Source organism: Enterobacter sp. WCHEn090032, assembly GCF_003986875.1.
GTDB classification, from domain to species: domain Bacteria; phylum Pseudomonadota; class Gammaproteobacteria; order Enterobacterales; family Enterobacteriaceae; genus Enterobacter; species Enterobacter sichuanensis.
On record NZ_RXRN01000012.1, the window covers coordinates 1 to 20,848 of the forward strand.

Annotated in this window: 15 protein-coding genes and 1 other RNA gene; 10 read left to right on the forward strand and 6 right to left on the reverse strand. The window is 56.1% G+C overall.

Translation table 11 applies throughout. The features are described 5' to 3' along the window. Nucleotides 1-61 precede the first annotated feature (61 nt). Nucleotides 62-1,108 (reverse strand): 3-deoxy-7-phosphoheptulonate synthase AroH, encoded by a 1,047-nt coding sequence (gene aroH / locus EKN83_RS11925; protein ID WP_025757322.1) that lies wholly within the window; start codon nucleotides 1,106-1,108, stop codon nucleotides 62-64. A gap of 152 nt (nucleotides 1,109-1,260) precedes the next feature. Next, the gene (locus EKN83_RS11930; protein WP_023311315.1) at nucleotides 1,261-2,094 is read right to left on the reverse strand and encodes a pyruvate, water dikinase regulatory protein; all 834 of its coding nucleotides are present in this window, start codon (nucleotides 2,092-2,094) and stop codon (nucleotides 1,261-1,263) included. A 335-nt stretch (nucleotides 2,095-2,429) separates the two neighbouring features. On the opposite strand from EKN83_RS11930, the gene ppsA reads away from it, so the two are divergent. From ppsA to EKN83_RS11945, 3 genes are all read left to right on the forward strand, one after another. Then, nucleotides 2,430-4,808 (forward strand): phosphoenolpyruvate synthase, encoded by a 2,379-nt coding sequence (gene ppsA, locus EKN83_RS11935; protein WP_025757321.1) that lies wholly within the window; start codon nucleotides 2,430-2,432, stop codon nucleotides 4,806-4,808. A 233-nt stretch (nucleotides 4,809-5,041) separates the two neighbouring features. Continuing rightward, nucleotides 5,042-6,442, forward strand: coding sequence for an MFS transporter (locus EKN83_RS11940; protein ID WP_025757320.1), 1,401 nt, complete (start codon nucleotides 5,042-5,044; stop codon nucleotides 6,440-6,442). 3 nt (nucleotides 6,443-6,445) lie between these two features. Next, a complete protein-coding gene (locus EKN83_RS11945; RefSeq protein ID WP_126800988.1) occupies nucleotides 6,446-8,821 on the forward strand; it encodes a glycoside hydrolase family 3 N-terminal domain-containing protein in 2,376 nt (791 codons plus the stop codon). 5 nt (nucleotides 8,822-8,826) lie between these two features. Here the strand turns inward: EKN83_RS11945 and rprA are convergent. Together rprA and ydiK are read right to left on the reverse strand one after the other, a co-directional pair. Then, an RNA gene (gene rprA, locus EKN83_RS11950) (antisense sRNA RprA) lies at nucleotides 8,827-8,934 on the reverse strand. Between the two features lie 209 nt (nucleotides 8,935-9,143). Continuing rightward, nucleotides 9,144-10,259 carry an AI-2E family transporter YdiK gene (gene ydiK, locus EKN83_RS11955; protein ID WP_025757318.1) on the reverse strand — a complete coding sequence of 372 codons (1,116 nt, stop codon included), beginning with the start codon at nucleotides 10,257-10,259 and terminating at the stop codon, nucleotides 9,144-9,146. 200 nt (nucleotides 10,260-10,459) lie between these two features. On the opposite strand from ydiK, the gene EKN83_RS11960 reads away from it, so the two are divergent. The 3 genes from EKN83_RS11960 (at nucleotide 10,460) to EKN83_RS11970 (ending at nucleotide 14,204) form a co-directional block, all read left to right on the forward strand. Continuing rightward, nucleotides 10,460-13,516, forward strand: coding sequence for an FAD-binding and (Fe-S)-binding domain-containing protein (locus EKN83_RS11960; RefSeq protein WP_126800989.1), 3,057 nt, complete (start codon nucleotides 10,460-10,462; stop codon nucleotides 13,514-13,516). After that, complete coding sequence (menI, locus tag EKN83_RS11965; RefSeq protein ID WP_045285297.1) at nucleotides 13,513-13,923, forward strand: 1,4-dihydroxy-2-naphthoyl-CoA hydrolase; 411 nt, start codon at nucleotides 13,513-13,515, stop codon at nucleotides 13,921-13,923. The genes EKN83_RS11960 and menI overlap by 4 nt, the downstream gene beginning before the upstream one ends. Before the next feature lie 86 nt (nucleotides 13,924-14,009). Next, the gene (locus EKN83_RS11970) at nucleotides 14,010-14,204 is read left to right on the forward strand and encodes a YdiH family protein (protein WP_003857766.1); all 195 of its coding nucleotides are present in this window, start codon (nucleotides 14,010-14,012) and stop codon (nucleotides 14,202-14,204) included. A gap of 44 nt (nucleotides 14,205-14,248) precedes the next feature. On the opposite strand, the gene EKN83_RS11975 is transcribed toward EKN83_RS11970, so the two are convergent. Continuing rightward, nucleotides 14,249-14,878, reverse strand: coding sequence for a helix-turn-helix domain-containing protein (locus EKN83_RS11975; RefSeq protein ID WP_025757315.1), 630 nt, complete (start codon nucleotides 14,876-14,878; stop codon nucleotides 14,249-14,251). A 66-nt stretch (nucleotides 14,879-14,944) separates the two neighbouring features. Further along, nucleotides 14,945-15,604, reverse strand: a complete 660-nt coding sequence (locus EKN83_RS11980; RefSeq protein ID WP_126800990.1) for a winged helix-turn-helix transcriptional regulator — start codon at nucleotides 15,602-15,604, stop codon at nucleotides 14,945-14,947. A 444-nt stretch (nucleotides 15,605-16,048) separates the two neighbouring features. Here EKN83_RS11980 and EKN83_RS11985 point away from each other — a divergent pair, with 444 nt between their 5' ends. From EKN83_RS11985 to EKN83_RS12000, 4 genes are read left to right on the forward strand one after another with little or no spacing between them, the layout of a single operon-like run. Further along, entirely contained in the window at nucleotides 16,049-16,579 is a 531-nt protein-coding gene (locus EKN83_RS11985; RefSeq protein ID WP_025757313.1) for a fimbrial protein, read from the forward strand. A 56-nt stretch (nucleotides 16,580-16,635) separates the two neighbouring features. Then, nucleotides 16,636-17,313, forward strand: a complete 678-nt coding sequence (locus EKN83_RS11990; protein WP_126800991.1) for a molecular chaperone — start codon at nucleotides 16,636-16,638, stop codon at nucleotides 17,311-17,313. Between the two features lie 44 nt (nucleotides 17,314-17,357). Beyond that, complete coding sequence (locus tag EKN83_RS11995) at nucleotides 17,358-19,898, forward strand: fimbria/pilus outer membrane usher protein (RefSeq protein ID WP_126800992.1); 2,541 nt, start codon at nucleotides 17,358-17,360, stop codon at nucleotides 19,896-19,898. A 1-nt stretch (nucleotide 19,899) separates the two neighbouring features. Then, on the forward strand, nucleotides 19,900-20,847 hold the full coding sequence (locus tag EKN83_RS12000) for a fimbrial protein (RefSeq protein WP_126800993.1): 948 nt from the start codon (nucleotides 19,900-19,902) through the stop codon (nucleotides 20,845-20,847). Nucleotide 20,848: the final 1 nt, after the last annotated feature.

The following is a 20,848-nucleotide window of genomic DNA, read 5'->3' on the forward strand; positions in this document are numbered from 1 at the left end:
GGGGAGAGGGAGAAGGGCACGAATCGTAGGCCGGGTAAGCGCAGCGCCACCCGGCAGGATGTTAAAAGCGAGTGTCCACGGCGGCAGCCAGCTTCTCCAGCAGCAGTTCACTGTCTTCCCAGCCCAGGCACGGGTCGGTGATGGACTGCCCGTAAACCATCTGCTGTCCGGCAACGATCTTCTGCGTGCCTTCCTTGATGAAACTTTCGGCCATAATGCCGGCGATAGCGGTTGAACCGCTGCGGATCTGCTGGCAGATCTCATCGCACACATCCAGCTGGCGGCGATGCTGTTTCTGGCAGTTGCCGTGGCTGAAATCCACCACCAGATGTTCCGGCAGGTCGAATTCGGCCAGCGATTCGCAGGCCGCCGCAATATCTTCTGCATGGTAATTGGGTTTCTTGCCGCCGCGCATGATGATATGGCCGTACGGGTTACCGCTGGTCTGGTAGATGGTCATGTGGCCGCTCTTGTCCGGTGACAGGAACATATGGCTGGCACGGGCTGCGCGGATGGCATCCACCGCGATACGGGTGTTGCCATCGGTACCGTTTTTAAAGCCCACCGGGCAGGAGAGGGCAGAAGCCATCTCGCGGTGGATTTGGCTCTCGGTGGTGCGCGCGCCAATGGCGCCCCAGCTGATCAGGTCAGCGATAAACTGCCCGGTCACCATATCGAGAAACTCGGTTGCCGTCGGCACGCCCAACTCGTTGACCTGTAACAGCAGCTTACGCGCCAGCTCAATACCGTGATTCACACGATAGCTGCCGTTCAGGTCAGGGTCGGAAATCAGGCCTTTCCAGCCCACCACGGTGCGCGGTTTTTCAAAGTAGGTTCGCATCACGATCTCAAGGCGATGCTGGTACTTATCCCGCAGCCCCTGCAGCCGTTTGGCATAATCCATCGCCGCATCCAGATCGTGGATGGAGCACGGCCCAATCACCACCAGAAGACGTGGGTCTTCACCATTGAGGATTTTTTCAATGCGTCGACGGGAGGCCGTCACATGTTCCGCAACGGTGGCGGAAACGGGATGCCGCTGTGCCAGTTCAGCCGGCGTAACCAGGCTGTCAATGCGCGCAGTGCGGAGTTCATCGGTTTTATTCATGGAATGTCTCAGAAAATTTTTGCTTCATCGGCAGACTACCGGGAAGTGATGGGCATCACCTTAAACCAATCCCTGCTGATTTCAAGTTCGGGGCGACACCGCCCCGTGGTTGCCGATGATGATACCTGAATCTGAGTTAATGTACTAGCATATTAGTACATGCGGCGGTTAAGCCCCATGATGTCGAGAATTTTGGTGGCGATCTCTTCTACCGAATAATTGGTGCTGTTCAGCCACGGGATCTGGTTTTTACGGTACAGCGCTTCCACTTCGGAGACTTCCATTCGGCACTGGCGCATCGAAGCGTAGCGGCTATTTTCGCGGCGCTCTTCGCGGATGGCGGCGAGGCGTTCCGGGTTGATGGTCAGGCCAAACAGCTTGTGCTGCAGCGGCTTCAGGGCGGCGGGCAGCACCAGGTTATCCATGTCGTCAGCAATAAACGGGTAGTTGGCGGCGCGAATACCGAACTGCATCGCCAGATAGAGGCTGGTCGGGGTTTTGCCGCAGCGCGACACGCCCAGCAGGATCACCTGCGCCTGGTCGAGATTACGCAGAGAGATACCGTCGTCGTGCGCCAGCGTGTAATCAATGGCGGCGATACGGGCATCGTACTTGGTCAGGTTACCGGGATTAAGCCCGTGGGTACGGTGGGCGATGGGGGTCGGGTCGAGCTTAAGTTCGCTTTGCAGCGGGGCCACCAGCGCCTGCACGATATCCTGACAGAAGCCTTCACTTTGCAGAATGATCGAGCGAATCTCGGGGATCACAATCGAGTAAAACACCAGCGGGCGGACGCCGGTCTGCTGATAGATGGCGTCAATCTGGTCTTTCACCGCTTTGGCGCGGCTTTCATTTTCGACAAACGGCAGCGTGATGCTGTTAATCGAAACGGGGAACTGCGACATCACCGCGTGGCCCAGCACCTCGGCGGTGATCGCCGTCCCATCAGAAATATAAAAAACGTGGCGATCGACAGCACTATCCATTTTACCCACCCTGAATATCATACGTAATTGTCTGAAAGCATAAATTAAAAAAGTAATTTATACAGCAAAGAACTTATCCTAATTATGAATGAAACGCTGTTTTTGATTTTCCTGAAAAGTGGATTTCATTTTTCAAATAGCGACTTTATTTTTGGGGTTTCTGGCTGAATATAGAGGAATCATCGGCTTAATCGTTGATGGGAAAGTATCCGAAAAGTTGAAAATTTAAATTGCTTACACGATTCACCGTTTTTTTAGCGGAAATAAATATGCCACTATAAATACGTAGTCAGGCGTTACTTACTCCGATCAAATATCACAAAAGGATTGTTTCGATGTCCAACAATGGCTCGTCACCGCTGGTGCTTTGGTATAACCAACTCGGCATGAATGATGTAGACAGAGTTGGGGGCAAAAATGCCTCCCTGGGTGAAATGATTACAAATCTGTCAGGTATGGGTGTCTCCGTACCGAACGGGTTTGCCACCACCGCCGATGCCTTTAACCTGTTTTTAGACCAGAGCGGTGTTAACCAGCGCATTTACGACCTGCTGGATAAAACGGATATTGATGACGTTACCGAGCTTGCGAAAGCCGGGGCGCAGATCCGCCAGTGGATCATCGACACACCTTTCCAGCCGGAACTGGAAAAAGCCATTCACGACGCGTACAACCAGCTTTCTGCTGATGACGCGCAGGCCTCTTTTGCCGTGCGCTCTTCTGCCACCGCAGAAGATATGCCGGATGCCTCGTTTGCCGGGCAACAGGAAACCTTCCTGAACGTTCAGGGATATGACGCCGTGCTGGTGGCGGTGAAACATGTCTTTGCGTCCCTGTTCAACGACCGCGCTATCTCCTATCGCGTGCATCAGGGCTATGACCACCGTGGCGTCGCGCTTTCCGCTGGCGTTCAGCGCATGGTGCGCTCGGATGTCGGTTCCTCCGGCGTCATGTTCTCCATTGATACTGAATCCGGCTTCGACCAGGTGGTGTTTATCACCTCCGCATGGGGTCTCGGTGAGATGGTGGTGCAGGGGGCGGTTAACCCTGACGAATTCTACGTCCACAAGCCGACGCTGGCCGCAGGCCGCCCGGCGGTGGTGCGCCGCACCATGGGCTCGAAAAAAATCCGCATGATCTATGCCCCGACGCAGGAGCATGGCAAGCAGGTGAAAATTGAAGATGTGCCGCAGGAGCAGCGCGATCGCTTCTCCCTGACCGACGCCGAAGTACAGGAGCTGGCGAAGCAGGCGGTGCAGATCGAAAAACACTATGGCCGTCCGATGGATATCGAATGGGCGAAAGACGGTAACACCGGCAAGCTGTTTATCGTGCAGGCGCGCCCGGAAACCGTCCGTTCTCGCGGCCAGGTGATGGAGCGTTATACGCTGCACGCGCAGGGCAAAATCGTGGCGGAAGGCCGTGCGATTGGTCACCGTATCGGTGCCGGTCCGGTGAAAGTGATCCACGACATCAGCGAAATGAACCGTATTGAGCCTGGCGACGTGCTGGTAACCGACATGACCGACCCGGACTGGGAGCCGATCATGAAGAAAGCCGCGGCTATCGTTACCAACCGCGGTGGCCGTACCTGTCACGCTGCCATCATTGCGCGTGAACTGGGTATTCCTGCGGTTGTCGGCTGCGGTGACGCCACCGAGCGCATGAAGGACGGGCAGAATGTGACCGTCTCCTGTGCCGAAGGCGATACCGGCTACGTGTATGCTGATATCCTCGACTTCAGCGTCAAGAGCTCCAGCGTGGATACCATGCCGGACCTGCCGCTGAAAATCATGATGAACGTCGGTAACCCTGACCGCGCGTTTGACTTCGCCTGCCTGCCGAACGAAGGCGTAGGTCTGGCGCGTCTGGAATTCATCATCAACCGTATGATCGGCGTCCACCCGCGTGCGCTGCTGGAGTTTGACGACCAGGATCCGAAACTGCAGAACGACATCCGCGAGATGATGAAAGGCTACGACTCGCCGAAAGAGTTCTACGTCGGCCGTCTGACCGAAGGGATCGCCACGCTGGGCGCTGCCTTCTGGCCGAAACGCGTGATTGTGCGTCTGTCAGACTTTAAGTCTAACGAATACGCCAACCTGGTGGGCGGCGAGCGCTATGAGCCGGAAGAAGAGAACCCGATGCTGGGCTTCCGCGGAGCCGGACGCTACGTATCCGACAGCTTCCGCGACTGCTTCGCGCTGGAGTGTGAGGCGGTGAAACGCGTGCGCAACGACATGGGGCTGACCAACGTCGAGATCATGATCCCGTTTGTGCGTACCGTGGATCAGGCGAAAGCCGTGGTGGACGAGCTGGCTCGTCAGGGGCTGAAGCGCGGCGAGAACGGGCTGAAGATCATCATGATGTGTGAAATTCCGTCCAACGCCCTGCTGGCTGAGCAGTTCCTTGAGCACTTCGACGGCTTCTCTATCGGTTCGAACGACATGACGCAGCTGACGCTGGGTCTGGACCGCGACTCCGGCGTGGTCTCTGAGCTGTTCGATGAGCGTAACGAGGCTGTGAAAGCGCTGCTCTCTATGTCCATCCGTGCAGCGAAGAAGCAGGGTAAATACGTCGGGATTTGTGGTCAGGGCCCATCTGACCATGAAGACTTTGCCGCATGGCTGATGGAAGAGGGGATTGATAGCCTGTCCCTGAACCCGGATACCGTGGTGCAAACCTGGCTGAGCCTGGCGGAACTGAACAAGTAACCGCTAAAAAACGGATAAAGGCGAGGAGATATCTCCTCGCCTTTTTTATTTCCGCCCGAATATGCTCCCCATCACAAATAAAGTAAAAAACTAAATATCATAATTTGTCTGTTAATTTAGACAATTGTTAGCCCGCAAAGCGTTGCTAATACTTGAGCCTTACTGCGCATTTCCCTGGTGAAGATGCGCAACTGGTTGAAATACGTTTTAACCTGATAAAAAGGCAAATAACAATGACAATCTCCTCTGTATTGCGTACCAAAGATAAAATAGGTTATGGCTTAGGTGATATGGCCAGCGCGCTGGTCTGGCAAACGGCAACGCTATTTCTCGCTTATTTCTATACGGACGTTTTTGGTTTGCCCGCCGCGGTTATGGGCACCATGTTTTTAGTGGTGCGCGTGGTCGATGCGTTTGTCGACCCGTGCATTGGCGCGCTGGTGGATCGCACCCGGACGCGCCACGGTCGTTTCCGTCCCTGGCTGCTGTGGTTTGCCATTCCGTTTGGCGTGAGCTGCCTGATTACGTTCTATGTCCCGGATGTTGGGCCGACGGCAAAAATCGTGTATGCCTGCGTGACCTACGCTATTTTAAGCCTGATTTACTCCGCGATTAACGTGCCTTACTGCGCCATGCCGGGCGCGCTGACGCTGGACCCGCGTGAGCGTCACTCCCTGCAATCCTGGCGCTTTGGCCTGTCGTTTATCGGCGGGTTGATTGTGACGGTAATTGCCCTGCCGCTGGTCTCCTTGTTAGGCCAGGGCAACGTGCAGAAAGGCTATTTCTATGCCATGAGCCTGATGGGGCTGCTGGGGATTGTACTGTTCTTCTGCTGTTTCATGATGACCCGCGAGCGTTATTCTCCACGCAACGATACCTCCGGATCCATGTTCACCGATTTAAAACTGCTGGCCGGAAACAGCCAGTGGCGTATTGTGTTCCTGTTTAATATTTTACTGTTAACGGCGGTGGTGACGCGGGGTTCCGCCACGATGTATTACGTGAAATATGTGCTGTTGCGTCCGGAGCTGGTTTTTGCCTTTATTGTTTCCGGGATGGTGGCCTCCTTAAGCGGCGCGTTATTATCCGAACGGCTGCTGGGGAAATTTGACCGCGTACGCGCCTATCAGTGGACCATTATTTCCTTCGTCATCTTCGGCGCGCTGATTTTCTTCCTGCCGCCTTCTCAGGTCTGGCTCATCTTTGGCCTCAATATCGTCTTCAGCTTTGTGCAAAACCTCACCACACCGCTGCAGTGGACCATGTTCTCCGATGTGGTGGACTACGAAGAGCACCGCAGCGGCCGCCGCCTGGACGGGCTGGTGTTCTCCACCGCGCTGTTTGCCATCAAATTTGGCCTGGCGCTGGGCGGGGCGGTCGTCGGCTGGGTGCTGGGCATGGTGGATTATGCACCCGGTGAGGCAGCCCAGGCACCACACGTGCTCTCGACCATTAACGCACTGTTCACCCTTATCCCTTGCGCGCTGTTCCTCTGCATGGTCGCGCTGCTGGCCATCTACAAACTGAACAGCCGGCTGGTGGACTCCATCGCCCGGGAGCTGGCCAGCAAACGTGAGGTAAGACCCGAAGCAGGGCAGCTCAGCCCGGCAACCCCTTCCGCACTACAGGAGTAAAACATGACAGCTATCTATAAGGACGCGGGACGTCCCGTGCACGAGCGCGTCGCCGATTTACTGGCACGCATGACCCCGGAAGAGAAGTTCGCCCAGATGCATGCGTACTGGCTGATCCTCGATGAAAACGGCAACCACCGCGAGCGTAGCGATCTGAGTGACGAATTTGCCGGTGTGAGCCAACAGGCTTCTCTCGGCGAACGGCTTAAGCTGGGCGTCGGGCAGATCACCCGTCCGCTGGGAACCCATATCGTTGATGCGAAAACCGGGGTACGCGCCGCTAACCGCCTGCAGCGGATGATGATGGAGGAGACGCGTCTCGGCATACCGGCGCTGTTCCATGAGGAGTGCCTGGTGGGGCTGCTGTGTAAAGAAGCCACGCTGTTCCCGTCGTCGCTGAACTACGGTTCAACCTGGGACCCTGAACTGGTGCAGCGAGCGGCACAACAGATTGGCAAAGAGGCGCGGTCTGTGGGCTGCCAGCAGGGGCTGGCGCCGGTGCTGGATGTCTCCCGCGACGTGCGCTGGGGGCGAACCGAAGAGACCTTTGGCGAAGATCCCTGGCTGGTGGGCGTCATGGCTACCGCCTATGTTAAGGGACTGCAGGGCGACAAACGTGACCTGCTGGCGACCCTCAAACATTATGTGGGTCACTCGTTCAGTGAAGGCGCGCGTAACCATGCTCCGGTACACCTGGGTTTTAGCGAGCTTAACGACACCTTCCTGCTGCCGTTTGAAATGGCGGTGAAGCTCGCCAACGCCGGTTCGGTAATGCCCGCCTATCACGATATTGATAACCAGCCGGGCCACAGCGACAGCTTCCTGCTGACCACCGTCCTTCGCGAACAGTGGGGCTTCGACGGGATCGTTGTGGCCGACTACGGCGGCGTCAGCCTGCTGCATCAGCATCATGGGGTTTCCCACGATGCGGCAGAATCTGCCGCGCTGGCCTTCAACGCCGGGCTGGATGTTGAGCTGCCGAAAGATGACTGCGCACGCCACCTGGCCGAAGCCGTCGATCGCGGGCTGATCGCCATGGCGAAAGTGGATGAGATTGTGGGCCGTGTACTGACCGAAAAATTCCGTCTCGGTCTGTTTGAACAGCCGTATGTCGATGAAAACGGTATCGATCTGCAAAATGAAGTGACCCGCCAGGTCGCGCGGGAGGTGGCGACAAAATCGGTCACGCTGCTGGAGAACAACGGCATCTTACCTCTTGGCGGCAAACCCCGCGTGGCGGTGGTAGGGCCGACGGCAGACGATCCGCTGGCGTTACTCAGCGGCTACAGTTTCCCCGTGCATCTGATCATCAGCGATATGGTCGAGGAGACCTCTCAGGTGACGACGCCGCGCGCGGCGCTGGAGCACTATCTCGGCGCGTCGCAGGTTCGCTACGCGAAAGGGTGTCACATCATCGAAAAACGGATGGCGGGTGCGCCGGTCTTCCCGGGGGACAGCGGCGGCAAACCGATGCAGCAGTCGCCGGTTTCGCAAAGCACCGCCTTGATCCCCGAGGCTGTGAACGCGGCGCAGGAGAGTGATGTCGTTGTGGCCTGCGTGGGCGATCTCGCCGGGCTGTTCCAGAGCGGTACCGTGGGGGAAGGATCGGATACCGACTCCTTAAACCTGCCGGGCGTGCAGCAACAGCTGCTGGAGGCGCTGGTGGCGACGGGCAAACCGGTGATTGTCGTGATGACCGGGGGGCGTCCTTACCATCTTCAGGGCCTGGAGGACAAGGTGGCCGCGCTGATCGTGGCGTGGGCACCGGGGCAGGAAGGGGGCTGGGCCATTGCGGACGTGCTAACGGGGCGTGCGGAGCCGCAGGGGCGTCTGGTGGTGAGCGTGCCGAAAAGCGCCGGCGCGATGCCGTATTACTACAATCACAAGCTCAAAAGCGGCGGCACGCCGTTTGCGTTCCATTTCGGTGCACGTTACCCGTTTGGCTTCGGCCTCGGCTGGACGACATTTAACTGGGAGAACGCGAGCGTGGCTTCATCTGAGGTGTCGGTCGACGGCGAGGTGGCACTGAGCGTGGAGATCACCAACACCGGGGAACGCAGCGGCAGCGAGGTGGTGCAGGTTTACGTCAGGGATCAGGTCGCCACGCAGGTTCGGCCGCTCCAGGAGCTGAAGGCCTTCCAGCGCGTCACGCTCTCACCGGGGGAAACCGCCACGCTCACCTTTACGCTGCCGGTGGAGATGTTCAACTTCACCCGTCGTGACGGGAAACGCATCGTTGAGCCGGGCGAGTTTGAGCTGCAGATGGGCGCATCGTCGGCGGATATCCGCGAGGCGGTTACGGTTAATGTGACAGGAGAAACGCGGGTGCTGCCTGCTGAGTGGCGGATGCTCAGTACCTGTGAGGTTAAGCGCGCGTAGTCAGGATAAAAAAAAGCCCATCGTGGGAGATGGGCAAAGACTACACACAGCAATTCGTTGTTTCACTCAGGGGATTTCCATGCTTATAAATCAAGGTGTTGATTTATAACCGTGTGCTAATAGTAGGCATGTCCTCTTTTAGCGTCGATCGGATTCGTCTCAATAGTTAAAGAGACGTAAAGATTTCTTGAGGTTAGGAGCAGATTGAGTGCAGAAATGGCGGGTCTGACCAGTGTGCAACGAATAAATACTTTAGCAGTGTTAAAGTATTTGGCGGGAGAATGTAGGCCGGGTAAGCGTCAGCGCCACCCGGCAACAAGACTTAATGGGTATTCTTTTCTTCCAGCTCTTCCAGTTCGCTCAAAATCACGTCCGGATCAGTTCCCGGCGGTGGAATTTCATGCACCCAGGCGGAGAACAGACGCCAGGTGACGGCGAGAAGCACCGGGCCGATAAACAGGCCAATCATGCCGAAGGCAATCAAGCCGCCAATCACCCCGGAGAGGATCAGGATCAGCGGCAGGTCAGCGCCCATGCGGATCAAAATCGGGCGAATGACGTTATCCATCGTGCCGACCACGCAGCTCCAGACCAGCAACACCGTTCCCCACGTGGTATCACCCGTCCAGTAGAGCCAGATGATGCTGGGTACCAGCACCAGCAGCGGCCCCAGTTGCGCAAGACAGGTCATCAGCATGACCACGGTGAAGACCGTGGCGTACGGTACGCCGGAAATCGCCAGACCAATACCACCCAGCACCGCCTGCACCAGCGCGGTCACCACCACGCCCAGCGCAACCGCGCGTACGGCCTGTGCCGCCAGCAGTACCGCAGCGTCGCCCCGTTTACCCGCCAGGCGGGTTGCAAAGTGACGAACGCCCAACGCCACCTGTTCACCGCGCCAGTAGAGCAGGGCGCTGAAGAGCAGCATCAGGGTACAGTGCATCATAAAGCGACCAATATGCGCCGCCTGACCCACAAACCAGGTGGTGGTGGTGCCAATATACGGGCGAACTTTTGCCATCAACGCGCTGCCCCCCATCTCCAGCAGGCTATGCCAGCCGCTGTAGAGCTTGGCCCCCACCAGCGGAATGCTGTTCAGCCAGGCGAGATCCGGCAGCGTCAGGTCGCCACTGGTAATGGCACGGATAACCGGGCCGCTGGAATCCACCAGACTGTTCACCAGCAAAGCAATGGGAATAATAAACAGCAGGAACAGCAGCAGCGTCATGACCAGCACGGCTAGTCCGCGGCGGCCGAACAGCAGCTTCTGCAAGCGCAGCAATAAAGGCCATGTGGCGACGACCACGGTCGCAGCCCAGGCGAAGCCGAGAATAAAGGGTTGAACAATCCACAGACACGCAATAATCATGAGGGCCAGGAACAGCACCGACAGCAAAATTTGCGCAACATCCCTGGGCTGGCGAACATTGACCATAAATGAAACTTTCCTTAATAAAACACCAGCGAGGCTGGCGGGAAGGGAAAACCGCGTCTCTCTAATCATTAATGATATCAGCGATTTTTGACAGGCGAATTCTGCCTGTAATTCAGCAGAGATTATAAGAAAAAAATGTGATAAAACTTTCCGGACACAACGCAAACGATTTCACATTACTCTAATTAGGGTCGACGGTCATGATCCCACAGATTTCTCAGGCACCTGGCGTCGTTCAGCTGGTGCTTAATTTTTTGCAGGCACTGGAGCAACAGGGTTTTACAGGTGATACCGCCACGAACTATGCCGACAGGCTGACGATGGCCACCGATAACAGTATTTACCAGCTTCTTCCCGATGCCGTCGTTTTTCCTCGTTCAACGGCCGACGTGGCGCTGATTGCCCGGCTCGCCACGCAGGAGCGCTTCGCCTCGCTGGTCTTTACGCCGCGCGGCGGCGGCACCGGGACCAACGGTCAGGCGCTGAACCAGGGCATCATTATTGATATGTCGCGCTATATGAACCGCATCATTGAGATCAATCCTGAAGAGGGATGGGTGCGGGTCGAAGCGGGCGTGATCAAAGATCAGCTTAACCAGTACCTCAAACCGTACGGCTACTTCTTCGCACCTGAACTCTCCACCAGTAACCGCGCCACCATTGGCGGGATGATCAACACGGATGCCTCCGGCCAGGGCTCGCTGGTCTACGGCAAAACCTCCGATCACGTACTGGGCGTGCGAGCGGTTCTGCTGGGAGGCGATATCCTCGATACCCAGCCGATGGCGGTGGAGCTGGCGGAAACGCTGGGCAAAGATAACACCGCCAGCGGGCGTATTTATCGCACCGTGCTGGAGCGCTGCCGCGACAACCGACAGCTGATCCTCGATAAATTCCCCAAACTGAACCGCTTCCTGACCGGGTACGACCTGCGCCACGTCTTTAACGATGACCTGACCCAGTTTGATTTAACCCGCGTGCTGACCGGCTCCGAAGGGACGCTGGCGTTTATCACCGAGGCGCGGCTGGATATCACCCGGTTGCCGAAGGTGCGTCGCCTGGTGAACGTCAAATATGACTCGTTCGACTCCGCGCTGCGCAATGCGCCGTTTATGGTGGAAGCCCAGGCGCTGTCAGTGGAAACCGTTGACTCTAAAGTGCTCAATCTGGCCCGGGAAGATATCGTCTGGCACTCCGTTAGCGAGCTGATTACTGACGTGCCGGGTAAAGAGATGCTGGGTCTTAATATCGTGGAATTTGCCGGCGATGACGCAGCGCTTATCGACAGCCAGGTGACCACGCTGTGTCAGCGACTGGACGAACTGATTGCCCATGGCGAAGGCGGCGTGATCGGCTGGCAGCTCTGTAACGATCTGGCCGGTATCGAGCGTATCTACGCGATGCGGAAAAAAGCCGTGGGGCTGCTCGGCAATGCCAAAGGGGCGGCGAAGCCGATTCCGTTTGCCGAAGATACCTGCGTTCCCCCTGAGCACCTGGCGGATTATATCGTTGAGTTTCGCGCCCTGCTGGACAGCCACGGCCTGAGCTACGGCATGTTCGGCCACGTGGATGCCGGGGTGCTGCATGTGCGTCCTGCGCTGGATATGTGCGACCCGCAGCAGGAGCTCCTGATGAAGCAGATCTCCGATGAGGTGGTGGCCTTAACCGCCAAATACGGCGGTCTGCTGTGGGGCGAACATGGGAAAGGGTTCCGCGCGGAATACAGCCCGGCGTTCTTCGGTGAACAGCTCTATGCGGAGCTACGTAAGGTGAAGGCGGCTTTCGACCCGCATAACCGCCTCAACCCGGGTAAAATCTGCCCGCCTGAAGGTGTCGATGCCCCGATGCTGCAGGTGGACGCCGTCAAGCGCGGCACCTACGACAGACAGATCCCGATTGCGGTGCGTTCCTCCTGGCGCGGCGCGATGGAGTGCAACGGCAACGGCCTGTGCTTTAACTTTGATGTCAAAAGCCCGATGTGCCCGTCGATGAAAATCACCAGCAACCGTATTCACTCGCCGAAAGGGCGGGCGACGCTGGTGCGCGAGTGGCTGCGCCTGCTCGCCGACCGCGGGGTTGATCCGCTCCGGCTCGAGCAGGAGTTACCGGAAAAACGCGCCAGCCTGCGCTCGCTTATCGAGCGCACCCGCAACAGCTGGCATGCCAGCAAGGGCGAGTATGATTTCTCCCACGAGGTGAAAGAGGCGATGTCCGGCTGTCTGGCCTGTAAAGCCTGCTCCACCCAGTGCCCGATTAAAATCGACGTGCCGGAATTCCGCTCACGTTTCCTGCAGCTTTACCACACGCGCTATCTGCGTCCGGTGCGCGACCATCTGGTAGCGACGGTAGAGAGCTACGCGCCGCTGATGGCGCGAGCGCCAAAGACCTTTAACTTCTTTATTAACCAGCCGCTGGTGCGCAAGCTTTCCGAAAAGCATATCGGGATGGTCGATCTGCCGCTGCTCTCGGTGCCCTCTCTTCAGCGCCAGCTCGTCGGGCATCGCTCGGCGAACATGACCCTGGAGCAGCTGGAGGCACTCACGCCTGAGCAAAAAGCGAAGATAGTACTGGTGGTGCAGGATCCGTTTACCAGCTACTACGATGCAGAGGTGGTGGCGGACTTCATCCGCCTGTCAGAAAAGCTGGGCTATCAGCCGGTGGTCCTGCCATTCTCGCCTAACGGCAAGGCGCAGCACATTAAGGGCTTCCTGACGCGCTTTGCGAAGACCGCGCAGAAAACGGCTGATTTCCTGAATCGCGTGGCGCAGTTGGGGATACCGATGGTCGGCGTCGATCCGGCGCTGGTGCTGTGCTACCGCGATGAATATAAGCAGACGCTGGGCGACAAGCGTGGCGATTTCAACGTGCTGCTTGTGCATGAGTGGCTGCCTGGGGTCCTGGAAGACAAAGCGGTTCAGGATGTCAGCGGTGAACCGTGGTACCTGTTCGGCCACTGCACCGAAGTCACCGCGCTGCCTGGCGCACCCGCCCAGTGGGCGTCTGTCTTTGCCCGGTTCGGCGCGAAGCTTGAGAGCGTCAACGTGGGCTGCTGCGGAATGGCCGGTACCTACGGACATGAAGTGAAAAACCATGCCAACTCGCTCGGCATTTACGAGCTGTCCTGGCATCAGGCGATGCAGCGTTTGCCGCGAAACCGCTGCCTGGCGACGGGCTACTCCTGTCGAAGCCAGGTGAAACGGGTCGAAGGTAACGGGGTACGCCACCCATTGCAGGCTTTGCTGGAGATTATTGGATGATCTGGAAACGCGCTGTCACGCTACAGGCGTTAAACGCCATGGGCGAAGGGAATATGGTCGGGCTACTGGATATCCAGTTTACCCGCATCGGCGAGAACGATCTGGAGGCGACCATGCCTGTCGATCACCGCACGCATCAGCCGTTTGGCCTGCTGCACGGCGGCGCCTCCGTGGTGCTGGCCGAAACGCTGGGCTCGGTGGCGGGGTATCTCTGCACCGAAGGGGAGCAGAAGGTTGTCGGGCTTGAGGTGAATGCTAACCACATTCGCTCGGTGCGCAGCGGGCGCGTGCGCGGTATTTGCCGTGCGCTGCACGCCGGTAGCCGTCATCAGGTGTGGCAGATCGATATTCTCGATGAGCAGGACCGTCTGTGCTGCTCTTCGAGGCTGACGACGGCGGTGGTATAAATTTTCCTGATGTTTTTGCAATCGGTCAAAAACTAGCCAGCAGGTTGTGGTATACTGGTCAGGTTTTGTACATAAGCGAGGACATCATGGATACTGAAATAACCCCAACACAGCTGGCAATTGAATATTTACGTCGCGATAAGAGCAACCTGTCTCCGGCGCAGTATCTGAAAAAGCTGAAACAGCTTGAGCTGGAATTTACAGATTTGCTGGCGCTCTCTTCGAATGAGCTGAAAGAAGAGATCTATTTTGCCTGGCGGTTGGGCGTTCACGTCCATTGAGAGCGTAAAAAGGCCGCAACAGCGGCCTTTTTTGTCTCCGGAATTCAATATTTAGCGGGCAGTTTATTGATTTTAATGAGCCGTCCCTCTTCCATTTCGATAAACCCCCCGGTTTTTAAATCCGCGAGGATCCGCATCACGCCGCTGCGGGAAAGCTGGGTCTTGTCGCGAATGTAGCGCTCAGCGGTAATCCCCTGGCGATAAGACTCATCTTCATTCATCAATAACATCAGCTGCTGGCGGATCATCTCATAGGCCGTTGGGGCGCCCTTCGGCATGACGGTGTTGTAGAGCCGGTTGTACATAAACATCAGATGGTTAGACAGCAGCCCCCATAGCGCCTTCTCCTGAATGAGGACGTTGAGCTCCCGGGTGGGCAACAGGCCAATTTTGCAGGGGGTCACCGTTTTCAGGTAGTCGTCAAAAAAGATGTCATTCAGGTTGGCCACACCAAAAAACGCCGGGCTTTTCGCCGTCGACAGCATCAGATTGTCGCTGCGTCGGTAAATGGCCACGGTGCCTTCCAGGATCAAATAACTCATCCCCTGACCGTTGACCACCAGATCCAGTTGCTCCCCGCGACCGGTGTTACGAATCGCAGAGTAAGGTTGTAAGTGCGTAATCAGCTCTTGTGCATAAGGGGAGCCACGTCGTGGCTTTTCTGTGGTGGACATAACCTGAACCTGAAAGAATCATCTTTCTGATTATAGCGTTACTCGTTTTAGCCAGCACCACCTGGGTCAGTATTTCCTCGGTAAATGGTGTATATCAAGCAGCACGCCGCGCTCCATTGTAATGTACTGCCCGGTGCGAAGTTCGGCCAGGATCCGCATAATTCCGCTGCGCGACAGCCAGGTTCGACTCTGTATATACGCAGCCGCCGTGGTGTTCATCCGTATTGCTTCCGGCTCCTGCATCAACTCCACCAGTTGAAACCGGATGATGTCATAGGCCGACATCTGTGAGATCCGCGAGCAGTGTTCATAGACCCGTGAGGCGGTGTAGATCAGCAGATGCGAAAAGGGTTCCCACAAATTGTGTTGCGCAATCGTGCTGTTAAAACGTTCCAGCGAAACGGCCGCGAATTCAGAGGTTTCCAGCGCCCGGACGTACAGATGTTCTGACGAGAACTGACTGCTGACGCCGAGAATAAACGGCGAGGATTCAGAATTTAATACAATGCCATCTCCCCGACGGTGCAACGCCACGCTGCCCTGCAGAAGTAAAAAACACTGACGATCGTCGTGATGGTAATAGTGAACCACTTCCCCTCTGGACAGAATGCGTCTTTCTGTCAGGGGAAGAAGAGTATTAATTAATTTCTCGATGTGCTTATAGGGTTTTGCAGTCAGAACCGGGGTTTTTTCAATATCGACTTCGGGAGCCATTCGGGTGTTCATCAGAGTCCTCACTTACGGATGCGATCATTTTTTGATCGGCATAAAGAATTATCTTAAAAAACAGCGAGTCGTGGAATGTTTACGGCAGGTCTAAAAATAGACCGCAAGATGTTGTTGTCCTAATTATATGAATTTTAAGGTTGTCTTTTACGGGTCTAAAAGTAGACCCGTAATAATGGCATTGAGATAATTCTAAAGAGAATTGTTTTAATTTTGTTAAACCTGAGTCTACAGCTAGACCTCAAATAGATTGTGCGCCGAAAAAGAGTTGTATAAATTTTACTCGTCGGCAGGCATAACCCGGAATGTTTAAGCTGAGCTAGGAAACGACATTATTTAATGGGCTCCTGACAATATATAAATGACAAGGTGAGGTGGCGGTGAACAGCTTCAAACCGCTTTGTCTGGATTTCTGTAATAAATAAAGTGATACAGGATTTACTTATGAAAAATAAAATGATGATAGCAATGCTGGCAATCGGCTCCACTCTGGCAACGACGCACGCTTTTGCCGCAGCCGGTACCGTTAACTTTAACGGTAATATTCTGGATTCCGCCTGCGATGTGGATGTCGCGTCTCAAAATCAGGTCGTGGTATTAGGGGATTATTATAAAACGGAGTTCCCAACCACCGGCGCCAGAACGGCAGCAACGCAGTTTAATATTGTGTTGAAAAACTGTCCGGTGACGGTGACCAGCGCCAAAGTGCGTTTTGATGGTACGCCGGATGCCACCAATGCCAGCCTGCTGGCGATTGATTCGTCTGCGGCGGGGGCGGCGACCGGGGTGGCCATTAATCTGATGACGGCCGATAAGGCGGATCTCCCGCTTCATGGCAGCAACAGCTACAGCTATGTGCTGAGCAGCACGGCGGATAATACCCTGAGCTTCTATGCCCAGTATATTTCCACCGCAGCGACAGTCACCGCCGGCCCGGCAAACTCTGTCGCTAACTTCTCAGTGATCTATAACTGATATTTTGCAGAATCATTAAGGGGCCAACCCGGCCCCTTTGTTGTATGAGGTTTATCATGCGTTTTATCACCACGACAGGACTGGCCCTGGCGCTGTCTGCGCTCACGCTGACCACAGCCAATGCCGGCGTTATTATTGGCGGCACCCGCCTCATCTTCGATGGGGCTAAAAAAGAAGCGTCAATAAGCATAAATAACCCTGACAGTACGCCCTATTTAATTCAGTCATGGATAGATATGCAGGAAGGGAATTCAGGTAAAGCGCCTTTTATTATTACACCGCCATTATATCGCCTGGATGGCGGACAAAAAAACATTGAGCGAATTGTAATGACGGGTGCATTGTCACAGGAACGGGAAAGTCTGTTCTGGCTGAATATTAAAGCGATTCCGTCGGCATCAAAACAGACGAACTCCCTGCAAATTGCAGTGAAAACCCGCATCAAACTGATTTACCGGCCTGAAGGTCTGCGGGCGTCAACACCAGAGGAACAGGCCAATAAATTAACCTGGCAACGAACCGGGAATAACCTTGAGGTCAAAAACCCTACGCAATACGTCATTAATTTTAATGAAATTACGCTGGCGGGGAAAAAACTGGATGACGTGACGTACGTTTTACCCGGCGCTTCAGCCCGGTTTGCATTACCGAATGAAGTAAGGGGAAATTCACTCACGTTTAAAATCATTAATGACTATGGCAGTCCCGGCGTTTTACACCAGGCCAGTTTGTAATGTGTTAGCAAACGGCAACGCCCGTATTTATCAGGTAATTCGTCATGACAGTAATAAACAGGATGCGGCCTGCACGCCTGGCGACGTTTATCGCCATGGCGTTTGCCGGATCCTCTCCGGCGCTCTGTGCCAGTGTGGCATTTAACACGGATCTGATAGAGCTGGATAATCCCGGCATGGATAAAGCCGATCTGTCGGCTTTTGAATCAGGCTCTCAGGCGCCGGGGAACTACCATGTCGATATTATTGTTGACGACGCGTTAGTGGAGACGGGGGATATTCGCTTTACCGCAGGCAAAAACGAGAATGGCGATGAGACATTGCAGCCGTGCCTGAGCAGTGAGCAATTAAAACGCTGGGGGGTTAAAACCGCATTATTTCCCGCACTCAGTGCGGAACCGGGCGAGTGTGTCAATCTTCAGGCGATACCGCAGGCCAGTGCAGATTTCCAGTTTAGCGCCCAGCGCCTTGTGCTCAGCATCCCTCAGGCAGCCATCGACCTGCCGGCGAGAGGTTATGTCCCGCCGCAGATGTGGGATGAGGGGATAACCGCAGCCATGCTCAATTACAGCCTGAGCGGGGCGACCAGCCGGGCGAAAACGGGCGCGGGGTCCAGCAGCAACAGCCAGTATGCGAACCTGCGTCCGGGGATCAATTTCGGGCCGTGGCGTTTACGCAACTACACCACCTGGTCGCGGGATCCTTCCGGCAAGGATCAATGGGACACGGTCTACAGCTACCTGCAACGTGCCGTGATCCCGCTGAAAGCGCAGCTTACCGTCGGGGACAGTTCCGCCCCGGCGGATGTGTTTGACAGTATGCCGTTTCGCGGCGTCCAGCTGGCGTCGGACGATGACATGCTGCCGGATTCCCTGAAGGGCTATGCGCCTGTGGTACGCGGGATCGCGCGCACCAATGCCCAGGTGGTGATCCGCCAGAATGGCTATCAGATCTACCAAAGCTATGTGGCGCCGGGCGCGTTTGAAATTAGCGATATGTACCCCACCGGCGGCGCGGGCGACTTAGACGTAACCATCAAAGAGGCGGATGGCAGCGAGCAGCATTTCACGCTGCCGTATGCCTCGGTACCGGTATTGCAGCGCGAGGGACGGCTGAAATATGCCCTCTCCGCGGGACAGTATCGCGCCTATAACAGCAGCGTGGAGAAAACCCCGTTTGGCCAGATCACCGCGATTTATGGCCTGCCGGATGGCATTACGCTCTATGGCGGCGTGCAGGGTTCCGGCAAGTACCAGTCCCTTGCGCTTGGAGTAGGTAAAAACATGGGCGATTTCGGTGCGCTTTCCGCGGATATCACCCAGGCCTGGTCATCACCGGCCGATACCGCAAAAACGCAGGGGCAGTCCTTGCGCGCGCGTTACAGCAAGAACCTGCTCAATACCGGCACAAATTTTTCGATTGCAGGATACCGCTATTCAACCCGTGGCTATTACGGGATGCAGGAAGTGCTGGATTCCTTCGGGGACAGCGGCGCACTTCAGGAGAGACGGCGCAATCGCGTGGAGCTGACGATGAGCCAGACGCTGGGTGGAAACCTGGGCGCGCTGACGCTGAGCGCCGCACGGGAGGATTACTGGAACGCCGATAAATCAATGGCGTCATGGAGCGTCGGTTACAACAATTACTGGCACAACATCAGCTATGGCGTGACCTGGACATTCAGTAAAAACGGCAGCCCGGCGTCATCCGGTAGCGGGAGTACGAAATCCTGGGATCGCGACCAGCTTCTGGCGTTTACCGTCAGCGTGCCGCTGGACAAATTTCTGCCGCAGACGTGGACCAACTATGGCCTGAACGCCAGTCAGAATAACGGCACAACACACAATCTCGGCATGAATGGGGTTGCTCTCGAAAACAGCGCCCTGAACTGGAATATCCAGCAGGGCTACGGCACCGATGGCGTGGGTTATACCGGCAATATGAACGGCGACTATAAAGGCACATACGGCGAGGTCTCGGCGGGCTATGGCTACGACACCAGTAGTGAGCGCCTGAATTATGGCTTACAGGGTGGCATCCTTGCGCATGCTGACGGCATTACGCTGTCGCAGCCGCTGGGGGAAACCAACGCGTTAATCAAAGCCCCTGGCGCGCACGGCGTCAATATTCGCAATCAGGCTGGCGTGCGGACGGATTATCGGGGCTACACGGTGGTGAATAACCTCTCCGTGTACCGGAAAAACGATCTCGCCCTCGATCCTGAGAATATGCCTGATGATGTGGAGCTGGAGATCAACACGCGCACGGTCACGCCGACACGCGGTGCGGTCGTGAAAGCCGATTACCTCTCCAAAGTGGGACGCCGGGTGCTGATGACCTTAATGGACAATAACCGTTTCGTGCCGTTTGGCGCGGTGGTCACGCTGGAGGGCGACACCAGCAGCAGTTTTATCGTCGGCGATCGCGGTCAGGTCTATTTAACCGGCCTGCGCGAACAGGGCACCGTTCTGGCGACTTGGGGGACGCAATCCCACCAGCAGTGTCGGGCGGATTTTAATCTGCCGAAAGGATCTCAGTATGGTGGCATCGCTGACATTAGCGTCACGTGTCGCCAGGAGCATTAATATGAAGTTCATCAACGCTATTTTACTGCTGTGTTGTCTGTGCGGCTGGCAAATGGCCAGGGCAGGGACCTGCACCACTATTACGCCGCAGCTGTCGACGCTGTCGGTGGGGACCATTAATGTTCAACGTGATACGCCTGTCGGCACGGTGATTTTTTCCGGCACGGGAAGCATGACAGGCAGCTATCTGACAGGGTGTACCAATCCGTTAATGCTGGGTTTTAGCATGCGCTATAACAATGCCACGCTGAGCAGCTACGGCAATCATGTGTATAACACCAACGTCAGCGGCATAGGCATTCGGTTTTCTTCAAATGCCTATTTCGAGAACCCGAGCAATACATTCTCTTACAGTGCGCAGACCTCTTATGTGGACTGGTATGGCGGCCGGGTCGAGCTGGTGGTGACCGGCCCGGTGTCATCCGGTGCCTTAACGCCGGGGGTCATCGGCGTGGTCACGCTCCAGGGCAGCGACGGGGTTTATCGTGACGGGCTGACCGAGCAACTTACCGGCGGAACCATCAACGCCCTGGCATGCACGATCAGTACGCCACAGCTGACGTTCCCGCTTGGTGATATTCCGGCATCCGCGTTTGGCACCGTAGTGGGGACCACGCCGGGCGTGGCGCAGAATACACAAAATCTGGGATTAACCTGCAGCGCTGGCACCAATATTACGGTCTCGCTCAGCGGAATACAGAATCCCGACAGTGCAAATACCAGCGTGATGGCCTTAACGGGGCAGGGGAGTGCCGGTACGGCAAAAGGTGTCGGCGTGCAGCTTTTATATAACGGTACGCCGCTGGCATTAAATAGCCGTCTGTTATTAAAACAATCTGCGGGTGGACAAGAGACGCTCCCGTTAACGGCGCGTTATTACCAGACCTTAACCTCCGTTGAGTCCGGCTCCGCGAATGCCTCCGCCACGCTAAATCTGACGTACCAGTAAC

Excerpts from the sequence above, each read along its gene's own strand:
- EKN83_RS11945 (WP_126800988.1), top strand. The coding sequence starts at position 6,446 with ATGACAGCTATCTATAAGGACGCGGGACGTCCCGTGCACGAGCGCGTC.
- EKN83_RS11940 (WP_025757320.1), top strand. The coding sequence starts at position 5,042 with ATGACAATCTCCTCTGTATTGCGTACCAAAGATAAAATAGGTTATGGC.
- ppsA (WP_025757321.1), top strand. The coding sequence starts at position 2,430 with ATGTCCAACAATGGCTCGTCACCGCTGGTGCTTTGGTATAACCAACTC.
- aroH (WP_025757322.1), bottom strand. The coding sequence starts at position 1,108 with ATGAATAAAACCGATGAACTCCGCACTGCGCGCATTGACAGCCTGGTT.
- EKN83_RS11930 (WP_023311315.1), bottom strand. The coding sequence starts at position 2,094 with ATGGATAGTGCTGTCGATCGCCACGTTTTTTATATTTCTGATGGGACG.
- EKN83_RS11990 (WP_126800991.1), top strand. The coding sequence starts at position 16,636 with ATGCGTTTTATCACCACGACAGGACTGGCCCTGGCGCTGTCTGCGCTC.
- EKN83_RS11995 (WP_126800992.1), top strand. The coding sequence starts at position 17,358 with ATGACAGTAATAAACAGGATGCGGCCTGCACGCCTGGCGACGTTTATC.
- EKN83_RS11960 (WP_126800989.1), top strand. The coding sequence starts at position 10,460 with ATGATCCCACAGATTTCTCAGGCACCTGGCGTCGTTCAGCTGGTGCTT.
- EKN83_RS11970 (WP_003857766.1), top strand. The coding sequence starts at position 14,010 with ATGGATACTGAAATAACCCCAACACAGCTGGCAATTGAATATTTACGT.
- ydiK (WP_025757318.1), bottom strand. The coding sequence starts at position 10,259 with ATGGTCAATGTTCGCCAGCCCAGGGATGTTGCGCAAATTTTGCTGTCG.
- EKN83_RS11980 (WP_126800990.1), bottom strand. The coding sequence starts at position 15,604 with ATGAACACCCGAATGGCTCCCGAAGTCGATATTGAAAAAACCCCGGTT.
- EKN83_RS12000 (WP_126800993.1), top strand. The coding sequence starts at position 19,900 with ATGAAGTTCATCAACGCTATTTTACTGCTGTGTTGTCTGTGCGGCTGG.
- menI (WP_045285297.1), top strand. The coding sequence starts at position 13,513 with ATGATCTGGAAACGCGCTGTCACGCTACAGGCGTTAAACGCCATGGGC.
- EKN83_RS11985 (WP_025757313.1), top strand. The coding sequence starts at position 16,049 with ATGAAAAATAAAATGATGATAGCAATGCTGGCAATCGGCTCCACTCTG.
- EKN83_RS11975 (WP_025757315.1), bottom strand. The coding sequence starts at position 14,878 with ATGTCCACCACAGAAAAGCCACGACGTGGCTCCCCTTATGCACAAGAG.